Annotated in this window: 13 protein-coding genes, 1 tRNA gene and 1 pseudogene; 5 read left to right on the forward strand and 10 right to left on the reverse strand. The window is 38.3% G+C overall.

Annotated elements, in window-relative coordinates; translation table 11 throughout:
* From ACFIJ7_RS05260 to rpsL, 4 genes and pseudogenes are all read right to left on the reverse strand, one after another.
* A pseudogene (locus ACFIJ7_RS05260) lies at positions 1 to 76 on the reverse strand (elongation factor Tu); the annotation flags it as partial.
* Between the two features lie 62 nt (positions 77 to 138).
* On the reverse strand, positions 139 to 2,223 hold the full coding sequence (gene fusA / locus ACFIJ7_RS05265; protein WP_015856588.1) for an elongation factor G: 2,085 nt from the start codon (positions 2,221 to 2,223) through the stop codon (positions 139 to 141).
* Positions 2,224 to 2,247: 24 nt separating this feature from the next.
* Positions 2,248 to 2,718: a 30S ribosomal protein S7 gene (gene rpsG, locus ACFIJ7_RS05270; protein WP_015856589.1), complete on the reverse strand. Its 471-nt coding sequence runs from the start codon at positions 2,716 to 2,718 to the stop codon at positions 2,248 to 2,250.
* An 18-nt stretch (positions 2,719 to 2,736) separates the two neighbouring features.
* Positions 2,737 to 3,108, reverse strand: coding sequence for a 30S ribosomal protein S12 (rpsL, locus tag ACFIJ7_RS05275; protein WP_005773262.1), 372 nt, complete (start codon positions 3,106 to 3,108; stop codon positions 2,737 to 2,739).
* A 488-nt stretch (positions 3,109 to 3,596) separates the two neighbouring features.
* Here rpsL and xth point away from each other — a divergent pair, with 488 nt between their 5' ends.
* The 5 genes from xth (at position 3,597) to ACFIJ7_RS05300 (ending at position 7,791) form a co-directional block, all read left to right on the forward strand.
* The gene (gene xth, locus ACFIJ7_RS05280) at positions 3,597 to 4,382 is read left to right on the forward strand and encodes an exodeoxyribonuclease III (protein WP_375644762.1); all 786 of its coding nucleotides are present in this window, start codon (positions 3,597 to 3,599) and stop codon (positions 4,380 to 4,382) included.
* A 132-nt stretch (positions 4,383 to 4,514) separates the two neighbouring features.
* Complete coding sequence (locus tag ACFIJ7_RS05285; protein ID WP_375644763.1) at positions 4,515 to 5,420, forward strand: transporter substrate-binding domain-containing protein; 906 nt, start codon at positions 4,515 to 4,517, stop codon at positions 5,418 to 5,420.
* Between the two features lie 141 nt (positions 5,421 to 5,561).
* Positions 5,562 to 6,314, forward strand: a complete 753-nt coding sequence (locus ACFIJ7_RS05290; RefSeq protein ID WP_375644764.1) for an amino acid ABC transporter permease — start codon at positions 5,562 to 5,564, stop codon at positions 6,312 to 6,314.
* Between the two features lie 2 nt (positions 6,315 to 6,316).
* On the forward strand, positions 6,317 to 7,033 hold the full coding sequence (locus tag ACFIJ7_RS05295) for an amino acid ABC transporter permease (RefSeq protein ID WP_273788550.1): 717 nt from the start codon (positions 6,317 to 6,319) through the stop codon (positions 7,031 to 7,033).
* 11 nt (positions 7,034 to 7,044) lie between these two features.
* Positions 7,045 to 7,791: an amino acid ABC transporter ATP-binding protein gene (locus ACFIJ7_RS05300; RefSeq protein ID WP_375644765.1), complete on the forward strand. Its 747-nt coding sequence runs from the start codon at positions 7,045 to 7,047 to the stop codon at positions 7,789 to 7,791.
* A 102-nt stretch (positions 7,792 to 7,893) separates the two neighbouring features.
* On the opposite strand, the gene ACFIJ7_RS05305 is transcribed toward ACFIJ7_RS05300, so the two are convergent.
* The 6 genes from ACFIJ7_RS05305 to ACFIJ7_RS05330 form a co-directional block, all read right to left on the reverse strand.
* A complete protein-coding gene (locus tag ACFIJ7_RS05305) occupies positions 7,894 to 8,685 on the reverse strand; it encodes a tetratricopeptide repeat protein (RefSeq protein WP_375644766.1) in 792 nt (263 codons plus the stop codon).
* Between the two features lie 1,141 nt (positions 8,686 to 9,826).
* Positions 9,827 to 12,550, reverse strand: a complete 2,724-nt coding sequence (locus ACFIJ7_RS05310) for a valine--tRNA ligase (protein WP_375636219.1) — start codon at positions 12,548 to 12,550, stop codon at positions 9,827 to 9,829.
* A gap of 137 nt (positions 12,551 to 12,687) precedes the next feature.
* Complete coding sequence (locus ACFIJ7_RS05315; protein ID WP_375619594.1) at positions 12,688 to 13,254, reverse strand: DUF2497 domain-containing protein; 567 nt, start codon at positions 13,252 to 13,254, stop codon at positions 12,688 to 12,690.
* Positions 13,255 to 13,514: 260 nt separating this feature from the next.
* On the reverse strand, positions 13,515 to 14,756 hold the full coding sequence (locus ACFIJ7_RS05320) for a TolC family outer membrane protein (RefSeq protein WP_375644804.1): 1,242 nt from the start codon (positions 14,754 to 14,756) through the stop codon (positions 13,515 to 13,517).
* Between the two features lie 108 nt (positions 14,757 to 14,864).
* Positions 14,865 to 15,539: a protein-L-isoaspartate O-methyltransferase gene (locus ACFIJ7_RS05325; RefSeq protein ID WP_375636216.1), complete on the reverse strand. Its 675-nt coding sequence runs from the start codon at positions 15,537 to 15,539 to the stop codon at positions 14,865 to 14,867.
* 220 nt (positions 15,540 to 15,759) lie between these two features.
* Positions 15,760 to 15,833: transfer RNA gene (locus ACFIJ7_RS05330), tRNA-Cys, on the reverse strand.
* Between the last annotated feature and the right edge of the window lie 96 nt (positions 15,834 to 15,929).

Raw genomic sequence — 15,929 nt, forward strand, 5'->3', positions numbered from 1 at the left:
TCTTCCCATGATCAACGTGACCAATCGTACCAATATTAACATGCGGTTTTGTTCGTTCAAACTTGCTCTTCGCCATCTGAGCTCTCCATTTTCCGTCCAAGCCAAGGACTAAGTTAAAAATTAATTACCAACCTGAAATTACGCGTATTTCTTTTGAATCTCCAAAGCAACAGCCGAAGGTACAGGCTCGTAATGATCAAACTGCATTGTGTACTGTGCACGCCCCTGACTCATAGAGCGAAGGGTATTCACATAACCAAACATATTTGCCAAAGGAACCATCGCATTCACAACCGTTGCAATACCGCGCGCTTCAGTTCCTGAAATCTGTCCCCGACGAGAATTGAGATCACCAATAACATCACCAACATAATCATCTGGTGTAACAACTTCCACCTTCATGATCGGTTCAAGAAGCTGTGCACCAGCCTTCTTTGCTCCATCACGAAAAGCTGCACGAGCAGCAATCTCAAAAGCCAAAACCGAAGAATCAACATCGTGATAGCCACCATCAATAAGAGTTGCTTTTACACCAAGCATAGGAAAGCCTGCAAGAGGACCTGACCCCATAACACTTTCAATCCCTTTTTGGACGCCGGGAATATATTCTTTAGGAACAGCACCACCCACAATCTTCGACTCAAAAATAAAGTCATCACCATCATGAGGCTCAAAAACAATTTTCACACGAGCAAACTGACCGGCACCACCCGATTGTTTCTTATGCGTATAATCAATTTCCGCCATTTTAGTAATTGACTCACGATAAGCAACTTGAGGCTGCCCAACATTTGCTTCAACCTTAAATTCACGCCGCATACGGTCAACAATAATATCAAGATGAAGCTCACCCATTCCAGCTATAATAGTCTGACCAGATTCCTCATCCGATTTAACACGAAATGAAGGATCTTCGGCTGCCAGACGATTAAGAGCAATACCCATTTTTTCTTGATCTGCTTTTGTTTTCGGTTCAATTGCAATCTCAATAACAGGCTCTGGAAATTCCATCCTCTCCAAAATAACAGGCTTCAAAGGATCACAAAGAGTATCACCTGTCGTCGTCTCTTTAAGCCCTGCAAGAGCAACAATATCACCAGCAAATGCTTCTTCAATATCCTCACGAGAATTTGAATGCATTTGAAGCATACGCCCCAAACGTTCTTTCTTCTTTTTCACAGTATTCTCAAGAGAAATACCTTTCTGAACTTTACCTGAGTAAATACGACAGAACGTCAACGAACCAACAAAAGGATCATTCATAATTTTAAAAGCAAGCATAGATAGTGGAGCATCATCTGAAGATTCGCGTGTCGTCTCAGTCTCAGTCTTCACATCAATACCACTAATTGCCGGAACATCAACTGGAGAAGGAAGATAAGAAACAACAGCATCCAAAAGCGGCTGAATTCCCTTGTTTTTAAAAGCTGTACCACAAAGAACCGGATGAAACTGAACTTCTACTGTCCCCCTACGAATGAGAGAAACAAGCTGTTCATTGGTTGGCATAACACCTTCTAAATAAGCCTCTGTCGCAGCTTCATCAACCTCCACAGCCATCTCAATCAATTTCTCGCGATATTCTTCAGCTTTCTCTCTTAAATCAGAGGGAATTTCACTTATCACCGCCGAGGCACCAATAGAACCATCCCACTTTAAAGCCTTCATTTCTACAAGATCAACAACGCCTTCAAAGTCATTTTCAGCACCAATCGGCAACTGCAAAACAAGCGCTTTAGCACCCAACCGAGAACCAACCATCTCCACACTACGATAGAAGTCAGCTCCTATTTTGTCCATTTTATTAACAAAAACCATACGAGGCACACGATATTTCTCAGCTTGCCGCCAAACAGTTTCCGTCTGAGGCTCCACACCAGCATTTGCATCCAACAAAGCTATTGCACCATCAAGAACACGCAAAGAGCGCTCAACCTCAATCGTAAAATCAACGTGCCCTGGCGTATCAATAATATTAAAGCGACGCTTCCGACCGTCACGCCCTTCCCAAAACGTCGTTGTCGCAGCAGACGTAATCGTAATACCGCGCTCCTGCTCCTGCTCCATCCAATCCATCGTAGAAGCACCATCATGGGTCTCGCCAATTTTATGATTCTTGCCAGTATAGAACAGAATACGTTCAGTCATCGTAGTCTTACCAGCATCAATATGCGCCATAATACCAAAATTACGATAATCTTCAATTTTATATTCGCGAGCCATTATATTTGCCTTAGTTTAAAACTTCTACCAGCGATAGTGAGAAAAAGCACGATTAGCCTCAGCCATACGATGAACATCTTCACGCTTTTTCACGGCAGAACCGCGATTATTAGCCGCATCCATCAGTTCACCAGATAAACGCTCAATCATCGTCGTTTCATTCCGACCACGTGCCGCAGCAATCAACCAACGAATAGCAAGAGCCTGACGACGATCAGGACGAACATCAATCGGAACTTGATAAGTAGCACCACCAACACGGCGTGAGCGAACTTCAATATGAGGAGCAACATTCTCTAAGGCCCGATGAAATAGAGCCACAGGGTCTGTTTTTACTCTTTTTTCTACAGAATCGAGCGCACCATAAACAATACGCTCTGCAACTGATTTTTTACCATCAAACATAATGGCATTCATAAATTTCATAATAACCAAATCACCAAACTTAGGATCTGGATTAATTTCACGCTTTTCTGCTCTATGACGACGGGACATTGGCTTTGTCTCTCAATATTATTTTGGACGCTTTGCGCCATACTTTGAACGACGCTGTTTACGATTCTTGACACCCTGCGTATCAAGCAAACCACGAATAATGTGATAACGAACTCCTGGCAAATCTTTCACACGACCACCACGAATCATCACAACAGAGTGCTCTTGAAGATTATGTCCCTCTCCAGGAATATAACCAATCACCTCAAATCCATTCGTCAAGCGAATCTTAGCAACTTTACGAAGAGCAGAATTAGGTTTCTTCGGTGTTGTTGTATAAACACGCGTACAAACACCACGCTTCTGCGGATTCGACTGCAAAGCAGGAACCTTATTACGTTTAACTGGCGCTACACGCGGCTTGCGAATCAACTGGTTTACGGTAGGCATGTAACCTTCCTCTTTTCGATCTACATTCGTCTCACCCAATCGGGCTTTTCTATTTCATTTCTATCCACTCCAATAGAATCGGAACAGATATCTAAGTTTACACACAAAATCGGGCATACCTGCAAAAAACAGTTCACCCGACCACAAGCAGAGAAGGCAATAGCCTTTTGCACTAGCATTTGCTTTTAATCTTCTTAACACCTGTGAATAATCTTTCGGTTCATATCCAAAACACCTGATCACATCCACATCGGTTATGTCCACCTCTAATAGCGAGAACACTTACATTCGTCAAGAACTAAACAGCAGAAAGTTTTTAAAAATGAAAATAAATTAAATTTTAAAACTTTAAATTTGCTTTTACCGCTACTCTTGATAAATCAATTTACCATAGTAATATCCCTAAAATAAAAAAGCAGCAATGTGACTGTAATAAAACATGAATGCAGTAAATTAAATTGCATACTTGATATCTAATGATGAGCGCCATGAAAATAGCAACGTGGAATATTGCTGGAATAAAAGCACGACATGAAACATTATGTCAATGGCTGCAGCAGAGTCAGCCGGACATAGTCTGTTTACAGGAAATTAAAAGTATTGATGAAAATTTTCCACGCAATGCAATTGAAAATTTAGGTTACCATATAGAAACACACGGACAAAAAAGTTTTAATGGTGTTGCGATTCTCTCTAAAAGAACACCAGATGAAGTGATCCGTCGATTACCAGGCAATGATAATGATGAGCAGACACGTTACATTGAAGCTGTTTATTCAACAAACAAAGGTGTTGTTCGTGTTGCATCTCTCTATTTACCAAATGGGAATCCTATTGAGAGTGAAAAATATTCCTATAAAATAGAATGGATGGAAAGATTATATACACATGCAAAATCATTGCTTGCGTATGAAGAACCCCTTATTCTAGCGGGTGATTATAATGTCATCCCCGCTCCATTAGATGCAAAAAAACCTCAAGAATGGTATCAAGATGCCTTATTTCTTCAAGAAACAAGAAAAGTATTTCAACGTATTCTTAATTTAGGTCTTTACGATGCTATCCGGAATGTCACCGATACTCCCTCCTTCAGTTTTTGGGATTTTCAGGCGGGTGCTTGGCCTAAAAATAATGGGATTCGCATTGATCATTTATTATTATCACCAGAAGCTGTTGATCAGCTTATTTGCGCTCATAGTCAAACAGAAGTAAGGGGATATCAAAAACCATCCGACCACGTTCCTGTTTGGATTCACCTTTTGGATTCACCTTAATATCAATTAAGAAAGTACACCCCCCATTATGAAACAACAAAAAAATTCCACTCAAAAATAATAACTATGCTACACCATGTAAACAGTATATCTTAAACAGCTAAAGTAAAGATAAATGAATGGAGGACATAAATGAAGAAATCATTATTAATGTTTATTGCAGCAACGGCCATTGGTTTCACAAGCGTCGCGCATGCTGAACATGATACTCTTGAAAAAATAAAACGAACAGGGGAAATTACTTTAGGTGTCCGTGAATCATCTGGTTTAGCCTACGCCCTTGGTAATAATAAATATGTAGGTTTTCATACAGAAATGGCAGAACGTATCATTGATGATATCTCAAAAAAAATTGGTAAACCAATTAAAATTCATTATCTTCCTATCACTTCTCAAAATAGAATTCCTCTCTTAAAAAATAAAACCTATGATTTTGAGTGCGGCTCAACAACAAATGATATTGCCCGCAGTAAAGAAGCAGCATTTGCTTATACGACATACATTGAAGAGGTTCGGATTGCTGTAAAGAAAAACTCTAACATTAAATCTCTTGACGATTTAAATGGAAAAACAGTCGCAACGACCACCGGTACAACATCTGTTCAACTTATTCGTAAAAACAAACGTGCAAAAAACATTCAGTTTAAAGTTTTAAAGGGGAAAGATCACGGAGATAGTTTTTTATTATTAGAATCTGGTAAGGCGGATGCTTTTGTCATGGATGCTTCAATTCTTGCTGGACATATTGCTAAATCAAAGAATCCATCTGATTATGTCATTCTTGATACTGTACTTTCAGTCGAACCTATCGCCTGTATGCTCAGATTAAATGACAAAAAATTTGAACAAAAAATCAACGATAGTATCGTACGTCAGATTAAAGATGAATCACTTGAAAAGCTTTATAATAAGTGGTTTATGAAACCGATTCCACCTGCTAACACTGTTATGAACCTTCCCTTGTCAAAACAAACAAGATATGCTTGGGATCACCCAAATAATAAGCCTCGAGAAAGCTACACAGAAAAAGATTTATAAAATTTAATAAAGAAGAACCACACTCTTTAAAAATTGAGTGTGGTTTATATTTTAATTCACTTTTTAATAAATTTGGCCTATGTAAATGCGCTTAATTTATTGTCCTATTTGTGAATGACTAATTTGAGGGAATATCAATTAATGGACTTTTCTTTCCTTTGTAGAGATGACCTTACCCAAACACTGGTAACAGGATGCCTGGGAGCTCCCGGCGTGAGCCATACCTATTTAGATACACTTCTCGATGGCTTAAAAAATACGGTTATATTGTCTATCACTTCACTTATCTTAGCTGTATTGTGTGGTGTTATTATAGGAACAATGCGCACTTTACCCAAAACATCGATAATCAATTATATATTTCGCACTATCGGTGCTATTTGGGTAGAGATTATGCGTAATATTCCCCTCCTTGTACAAGTATTTTTGTGGTATTTTGTTGTTCCTAAGATTTATCCACCAGCGATGAAATTTTCCCCTATTCTCTTAATAACATGCGCATTGGGATTCTTTACATCTGCACGCATTGCAGAACAGGTTCGTTCAGGCATTGAAGCGATTCCTTCTGGACAACGTTATGCTGCTATGGCAATGGGGTTTACAACTTATCAAAGTTATCGCTATATTATACTACCACGTGCTATACGTACAATTATGCCGCCTCTTACTTCAGAAGCAATGGGCATTGTGAAAAATTCGTCTATAGCATTCGCCGTTTCAATAAATGAGCTCATGCAATTTCAATACCAAGCAATTGAAGAGGTAAGCCATGTCTACGAAAATTATTTGCTTGTTACGATTCTTTATATTCTAATAGCCTTATTCGTATTCATTGTGATGACAGTCATTGAACAAATACTCAAAATTCCTAATTTTCAAACAAAGGGAAATTGAAAATGATGAATTTCATAAGCTCTCAGTTTGGACTTTATTTTCCTTTCAATTTTTCCGACTTTGATTTTTCCTTTTTTACCTTTGATGTATTTCGTTCTTACATTTTATCAGGTTTGCTCTTTAGCGTTTTTCTAACTCTTTTTGCAACGGTATTGGGGTTTGTTTTCGGCACCCTTTTAGCAATGATGCGCCTTTCTTCCATAAAACTTCTTTCTTGGTTTGCAATCGTTTACATAACAGCTATGCGTTCAATACCACTTGTGATGGTTATCTTATGGTTTTTCGTTCTTTTGCCTTTTTTAACCGGTACATCCATCGGTGCAAATAAATCAGCACTCATTACCTTTACCGCATTTGAAACGGCTTATTTTGCAGAAATTATGCGTGCTGGCATAAACTCAGTTTCGCAAGGACAAAAATATGCGGGACAAGCTCTCGGAATGACATATTGGCAAAGTATGTACATTGTCATTCTTCCTCAAGCCTTTAGAGACATGCTACCAGTTTTTTTAACACAAGTTATTATCCTTTTTCAGGATACAACCCTTGTTTATGCAATCAGTGGCAACAGTCTTTTAAATGGTTTTGATATTGCTGCTAATAATTTTGGTGTAAAGCAAGAAGCTTATATCTTAGCAGCTGTTTTCTATTTTGTTATCTGTTTTACACTGTCACAAATAGTTTTGTATTTACAAAAAAAAGTATCCATTATTCGCTAATAGGAAAAAAAATGTCTACTCATATGATCGAAATAAAAAATGTTTCTAATTGGTATGGCGAAATTAAAGTCCTTAAAAACTGTACAACCAACATTAATAAAGGAGAGGTCGTTGTCGTTTGTGGTCCATCAGGATCAGGAAAATCAACACTCATTAAAACTATTAACGCTCTCGTTCCTTTTCAAAAAGGTGAAATTTGGATTAACGGAGTACCAGTTCATTCAAAAAAAACGAATCTGCCTAAATTGCGAAGTCAGGTGGGAATGGTATTTCAACACTTCGAGCTTTTCCCCCATTTATCTGTCACAGAAAATTTGACAATTGCGCAAATTAAAGTCCTAAAACGAAGCGAAAAAGAAGCACTTGAACGTGGATTGTTGTATCTTGAACGCGTTGGGCTGATTGAACACAAAGATAAATATCCTGGTCAACTTTCTGGAGGGCAACAACAACGTGTTGCTATTGCACGTGCCTTAACTATGGATCCACTTGTCATGCTTTTTGATGAACCAACATCTGCTCTAGATCCTGAAATGGTAGGTGAAGTGCTCGATGTCATGATTAGCTTAGCAGAAGAAGGTATGACGATGATTTGTGTAACCCATGAAATGGGATTTGCACAAAAAGTCTCGGAGCGTGTTATTTTCATAGATCAAGGAACAATTCTTGAAGACTGTTCATCTAAAGAGTTCTTTTCTGATCCACAAGCGAGAACACCAAGAACGCAAGAATTTTTGTCTAAAATCTTAAGTCATTAGCCGTTATATTATCACAAAAAGCTATCTCTACTGTAAACTTAGACACAAGACAGTAGAGTTTAATAACGGATGAGAGAATGTAAAAATATTACAATCAGATGTTTAAAAACTGTTATTTTTTAAAATATCAGCAACCAGTGAAATTGCTGTACGTCTCTCAAATTCATTACAAAGAGCAAAAGCCTGTTCTTGCAAAGGGCGAATCCAATTTCTGTCTTTTACATTAGCTTTTTCATAGGCAGCAGTTAACAATGCTGCCCCACGGACAATTTTTCCTTCTTGAAGCAGCATATTTCCAAGCATTGCTTGGGCGGAAGGATTTCCTTTTTTTGCTGAAAGTTGAAACCATCGTGCTGCTTGTATAAGATTCTTCTCCCTTCCCTCTCCCTTTAAAAATATTTTTCCTAAATGATACTGAGCTTTAGGATTTCCATAGTTCACCGCAGCCTGCATATAAAGATGAGCAGCATAAGAAGGATCAGGTTTCACAGGTGATTGAGGAATACCTTTTTTTATATATCCCGCAAGTTTAACCAATGCATCAGAAACATAACTTTCATCTTCTGAACCAAGATCAGCACCTTTTTCAACAATATATGCAAAAAAATGATATGCCTTATAATCATTTTTAGGGACACCATCACCGTTTGCATAGATAGAGCCAAGTTTCCAATTCGCACCAATATGGCCTCTCTTAGCCGCACGACGTAATGCTGCAATAGCCTGATTTATATGTCCATCTTTATAAGCAGACATACCACGTTTAAAAAAATAAAACGAACCATCATTCGCTTCTTGCAAGCTATTAACATCTATTGCATAAACAGTCGAAAAAAATCCCCCTAAAATCACAACAATAGTGGCTTTTTTCCATATCTGAAACCTATTAACCATTTCCCCCCCTATCTCAATTTTAATGATTATATCTGTTACAAATTTCTTTGTAGATATTTAAACCCTTTTTCTTAGTAAGAAGCACACGCGATTTTAAAGTAAAAATTTTAAAAGAAAAGATCAATAAATTAAAACCATCCAAAATGTTCGATAAAATTAAGTATCCATTTTTATATATAACAAATTGATTTTTAAATATAAATCATCATTCTATATTTTGTAACACCTCCTTTAACATTCTAGGATTTATTGATTTTAAAATTGTATACGTATGAATAAAAGTCGCTCAATAAAATAACGTGCATTAAACAGCAACTTGAGAACGAAGAGAATACATAATGAATGGTAAGCGTTTAAGCATAAAAAACAATACGAAAGATAAATAAATATAATGATGATCGTTAACTTATAACTTCACAACTGCCTTACCACCTTAAAGATGAAGTTTTTTGCCACCGTCAATCTATAAACAATACAGCTTTTTGTTTAACAGATTCCACCTGACATCATTTCACATGGGGTTAATTCATACTTTACACACAAGCCCTACCTCAGAATACTCACCACTACATAAAACAAAAATACCACATGTGTAATTTTACATGCCTTATATTGCTACTCTAAATGATGATGTTTTACAGTAATAAAACAACATATTGATTTATAATGATAATTTACCTTTTTTGTATGTTGAATGAGTCCCTAGAATATCGTAAGATTCTCTCATTCAAAACCTGTTCCATGTTGAATCAATCAAACCCATCCGCTTGCACATTACAAGCAGAGAGAGCTATGTGGATAAAAACTCTGTATAAGAAAGAACTAAAAATGCCTCTTATGAACGGTCTTAAGTGCCAAGTCCTTGTCCGGATTGGGTGGGATGGTGCCAGCGCTTGTTACTTCACAAGCGTAAAGAAGGGGAGCTCAATGGATTTACCGTTATACCATTCATGATTTCCGTCGTGAAATAGGCTCGGGTACCTTAAAAGATGTTCCTTTAATGATAAACATAAAACAATGGATTTCAGTAGAGATTTTATGATCGTTCATGAAAAACTAACAAAAGAAAAAGTTTCTTTAAAGAAGATCTACACCAGCCCTAATAGTATGAAATCATCCATCAAAAAATAAAAAGCTGAAATCAATCCAACCGCTCTAAAGCAACAAATATTTTCTTCTGCGCTGCACGCAGTTCTACAACCCTGTTCCGTTCACGCTCAACAATTTCTGCTTTTGCATTTGCTATAAATTTGGGATTGTTTAACTTAAGCGATATTTTTTCAATATCTTGTTCAATTTTACTGACATCCTTCCTCAAACGAACACGTTCAGCCTCCAAATCAATCAACTGTCCTAATGGTAAACAAAAAACAGCCTCTCCCAAAATCATTTGTGCCGATACTTCCGGAACTTTATCAGAGAAATCAATAACTTCAATACGCGCTAATTTTTTAAGAAGTGCATCATAACGCCTCACACGCTCTCGCGTTACTTCCCCTCCTTCAACAACAACAAGAGGTGCTTGTGTAGCCACTGGAATATTCATTTCAAAACGTACTGACCGAATCCCTGTAACGACATCAATAAGCCAATTAATATCATCAGCAGCTTCTTCATCTATCAATGTTTCCTCTGGCCATTTTGTCAATGCGAGCATATCCTCACGCTTGATGGCTTGCGTTTCTGTAAGAGACCACAACTCTTCCGTCATATGAGGCATAAAAGGATGAAGAAGTTTATAAACTTCATCTAAAACCCAAGCAGTACAAGCTTGAGCCTCATTTTTAGCATCTTCATTTCCCCCCTGAAAAATAGGTTTGAGAAGCTCCAAATACCAATCACATAATGTATTCCAAATGAAACGATAAAGTGTGGCAGCTGACTCATTAAATTTATAGTGTTCAATACCAGCCGTCACTGCTGAAATCGTTTTGGATAATTCTGTTAAAATCCAACGATTAAGCGCCAGTTTTGCTTGTTCTGGCTTAAAAGTTGGATCATGCTTCACACCATTCATCTGTGCAAATCGGGTAGCATTCCACAATTTCGTAGCAAAATTACGATAACCAGCAATACGGGAAGCATCAAGTTTTACATCACGACCTTGTGCTGCCATAATAGCTAAAGTAAACCGGAGTGCATCAGCACTATATTGATCAATAAGCTCTAAGGGATCAATAATATTTCCCTTTGATTTTGACATCTTTGCACCCTTTTGATCCCGAACAAGAGCGTGCACATAGACCGTTGGAAAAGGAACGTCACCCATAAAGTGAAGTCCCATCATCATCATACGAGCAACCCAGAAAAAAATAATATCAAATCCTGTCACGGATAAAGATGTTGGGTAAAAAGTAGATAATTCAGTCGTTTTATTTGGCCATCCTAATGTTGAAAAAGGCCAAAGAGCTGATGAAAACCAAGTATCTAAAACATCCGGATCACGGATTAATTCAACAACCTCACCATAATGAGCAAAAGCTGAATCTAAAGCCTCTTTTTCACTTTTTTCAACAAAAACCGTTCCATCAGGACCATACCAAGCAGGAATCTGATGTCCCCACCACAATTGGCGAGAAATGCACCAAGGTTGAATATTTTCCATCCAATTGAAGTAAGTCTTTTTCCAGCTATCGGGAACGAACTGCGTTTTGCCTTGTTGAACAGCCTCTATCGCTGGCTTTGCTAATTTAGCAGCATGAACATACCATTGATCTGTCAAAAACGGCTCAATAGGGACACCACTGCGATCTCCATGAGGAACCATATGGGTATGATCGTCCACAGAGGCTAAATATCCCTGTTCTTCCATCAAAGAAACAATCTTCTGGCGCGCAAAAAAACGATCAGATTTATCGAGATTTTCTACTAACATTTTTAATTCATCTGATAAAATCAAACCATCAAAAAATGCTTCATTTTCACGGAGAAAAATCTCGGCTTTTTGGGTAAAAATATTGATCAAGCGTAAATGATTACGCTGTCCTACTTCAAAATCATTAAAGTCATGAGCTGGTGTGATTTTTACAGCACCACTTCCAGCTTCAGGATCAGCATGCGTATCACCAACAATTAATAACCTACGACCAACAAGTGGCAAAAGAGCATTTTTACCGATAAGATTTTTATAACGCTCATCTTCAGGATTAACGGCAATTCCTGTATCACCAAGCATTGTTTCTGGTCGTGTTGTCGCCACTGTTATAAAAGTTGTCGCATCATTTGGATCAAAAATTTTACCCTCAAGTGGATATCTAAAGTGCCACAAATGTCCTTGAACTTCTTTTTGCTCAACTTCAAGATCTGAAATAGCTGTCAACAATTTAGGATCCCAATTGACGAGGCGCTTATCCCTATATATCAACCCTTGCTTATAAAGCGTGACAAAGACTTCACGAACTGCCTGCGACAACCCCTCATCCATTGTAAACCGCTCACGCGACCAATCACATGAAACCCCAAGGCGACGCAACTGGTTTGCAATAACGCCTCCAGTTTCATAACGCCACTCCCAAATACGCTCAATAAACTTTTCTCTCCCCATTTCTTGACGCGTTGGCTCTTGGCGTTCTGCAAGTTGACGCTCTACAACCATTTGTGTAGCAATCCCAGCATGATCCATACCAGGCTGCCACAAGACATTTCTGCCACGCATCCGCTGAAATCTAACTATTATATCTTGAATTGTCGTATTGAGCGCGTGCCCCATATGAAGTGAGCCCGTAACATTAGGAGGTGGAAGCATAACGCAAAAAGGTTCTGCACCGCTTTTAGAACCAGCTCCCACTTTAAAGGCCCCACGAGTCTCCCATCTCTTTGCAACCCGTTGCTCTATAGAGGCAGCATCATAGTTTTTTTCTAACATTCTATCCATCCATAACGCCGCTGAAAAACACAATATATGATCAAATCCCGATCAAAAACCCGTGATTTTCAGCCATTCACTAGAGAGCTCGCAAAATCGCAAACAAAATTCTCATAAAATGAAAAACATAAAAACAATTAAGATGATTTTTTAATCGCTTTCACAATCTCTTCACGCAAAATATCTTCCAGCAAAATAGGCAATTTAGACTGTAACCATTCTGCTATAGCCGGACGCAACACATCCTTTGCAATCTTTTCTGCAGAAGAAATACAATATGCAGACAATTCCACATGACCATCCCCTCTAGCTTCTGACTGTGATTTCCTTATCTCATCTTCATATTCTTTTGCTTTATAAACAGAATTCCGTTCTTCAGAAGAAAGCTTCATCTTTTGCATATCCATACCAACTGTATTATTTTCTGCCTCTATATCCTCTTTCTCTTGCGTTATCTTCCCCCCTTGATTTTCAGAAGAAAGACCAATACGATCAGCTAAAGCTTTCATAGCATCATCAACCGATAAGGTTGTATCATAAATACCCTCTGATGCAGCTTCTGAACGACCTTCCGAAGCATTCACTGCAACATCTTCATTTAAAAAGTGATCAGATTGAACCGCATTTTCTTCGATTATTTCACGAATAGATGTTAAAATTTCATCCATACTTGGCTCACGTAACACGCTTGAACTCTGTACCATACTTTACAACCTCTCAAAGACGCAACAACAAATAGAATCATACTTTCAGTGTATGCAAAAGAATCATAAGATCAACATGCCTCCCACGATATTTTCAAATATGCTTGTCATAAAGAGGGCGCTACACACAATTTTCTACACTTATAAAAATAACATCTCACCATTCTATTTTTAAACATATTCAACTATTGATTTACTAATCTTTTAAAAACTAAAATAATTTAAGATTAAAGAGATACTTTTATGCATTATCGGATATATTATTTAATTGTTTTTAAACCTAAATAATTTGCAGTCAATCTACCAATAGAAGATTGAACACTATAGCTTGCCACAACAGCATTACGCTCCGCCATTGCAAGCGCAATCTGAGCATTAATCAATTGAGTACGAGAATTTAAAACATCCAGCGTCGTTGCTTGCCCTACGCGATTTTCTTGAACACGGCCTTTCAGAGCAATTTCAGCAGCACGAACACTTTCACGGTAAGCAATAACAGATGAGCACGCGCCCTCTAACTGAAACCAAGCAGAAGTAAGTACTTGCCTAGTATTACTATGCGCCAAATCGAGTTGAAGCTGCGCCTGTCCAAGCTGTTCCCTTGATTGACGAATTTGCGCAGACGTACGCCCTCCTTCAAAGATTGGGACACTTACTGACAATCCTATTGATTTAGAAACTCCATCCTCTCCAGCACCGCTGTAGATTCGATTATAAGATGCTGTTGCAGAAAAATCAACTTTAGGGAGCAATGCTCCTTCTTTCGCCTTTACATTGTAAACACTCGCATCGACTAAATATTTAGCATAAAGGATTGCTGGATGCATCACAACGCTCATTTGGTAAGCCATATCAAGGTTGACGGGAAAATCTTTGGCTACGGGTGGGCGTTTTAACTTTTCAGGATCAGAACCAATAACTTGTCGATACACTGCCTCTGCTGCTTTTACATCAGCACGAGCAAGACTCAGCTCTGAAACAGCCACGGAACGTGCAGCTTGAGCTTGAGCAAGATCAACATGCCCTCCTTCACCCACATCAAATTTTGCTTTATTGGAACGAACTTGTTCTTCAAGAGCTGCCAAATTTTCTCTCCGAAGATCGGCAACACGACGTGCGTGATAGACATTAGCATAAGCGGTCACTGTCTCCAGAAACGTATTTTGTTCAATATTACGAAGATATTCACGCTGAGCCTGCAACTTAACTTGAGCTGAAGAAAAGATATTTTGCGTGATAAAACCATCAAATAATCTTTGATTTAATCTCACGCCTATAGATCCAGAAGTGACATAAGGACCTGTAAAAGACTTATTCCGACCATAGCTCCCAACCCCCTCAACTTGAGGCAATAACCCTGATCGCGCAATGACAACATCATCACTGGATATACGCACAGCTGCACGTTCACTATTCAACTTAGCATTATGCTTATAAGCCTTAGAAAAGGCATCCATCAATGTCTCAGCATAAACAGTATCTGATAGTAAAATACTCAACACCAGTAATAAACACACCTGAAACTTCTTGTTTACTCTAAACACAATACACACAATAACAAACCCCAAATAAATTACAAAATTATCTTTTATTCACAAAACAAACAAGCACTAAAACACAAAACCAGGTGTTTTTAAAAAACAAGGAATAGGCTTTACAGCGAGGTTAAAAGCACGACGTGCCGAAATGATTCCATCTTCTTTTATATAGATTTGTGCAACAGCAGCATTTCCATACCCTTCAACCACAACAAGACGTCCACAGTCTTTCATTTGATCAAAGATACCTTGTGGAATAAAATCAACAGATCCCTCAATGAAAATCACATCGTAAGGTCCCTCAACGGCATATCCTTGCTCTAATGGACCATGAACGACAACCACATTATCACATTGATTACGTTCTAAAGCTTCAAGAGCACGTTCAAAAAGAGATTTATTACTTTCCAACGCAATCACAGACCCTGCAAGTTTTGCAAGCAACGCTGCACAATAACCACTATTTGCACCAATATCTAAAACAACATCTGATGATTTTACAGCGGCAAGCTGTAGTAATTTCGCTAGAGATGCAGGTTTCATCAAATAGCGTGCAGGAACCCCATCTTGTACTGGACACAGAACAATGTCGGTATCAAGATAACTTAATACTTTCATATCTTCCGATACAAAATCTTCACGAGATACCGTTAAAAACGCTTCAAGAACTGATAAATCCGTTACATCAACTGTACGAATTTGATTGTCAACCATTTTGCGACGAAGCTCAGCAAAATCTGCAACCATAACGAATATTTTCTCCTAACCTACAAAAAACAAACAAAACAGCGACAATGATGGACGAAGATCTCTCAAACTATGAGCGTTACGAAAAAGGATGCTCCAGTCAACAATTAGATTTTAACTGTATGATCTCTCATAAAAAAGTGTCTTCACAACTATAGAGGGAAATAATCTATTTTCCTATACCTCATCTCCCCTAAAAGCCGTTTCGTTTAAAATCGGCTGGAGGCCTCGCCCGGAATCGAACCGGGATACAAGGATTTGCAGTCCTCTGCGTAACCATTCCGCCACGAGGCCTCGTCAACAAACATAAAGGTTTCAATAAGGGAAGGCAACGCATCCGTCAAGGTGTAGAAATTTTCTCTCGCCTTTTTTCCTCTTATTACACAATTT

Source organism: Bartonella sp. MR100HLJHH, from assembly GCF_042194215.1.
Classification (GTDB): Bacteria; Pseudomonadota; Alphaproteobacteria; order Rhizobiales; family Rhizobiaceae; genus Bartonella; species Bartonella grahamii.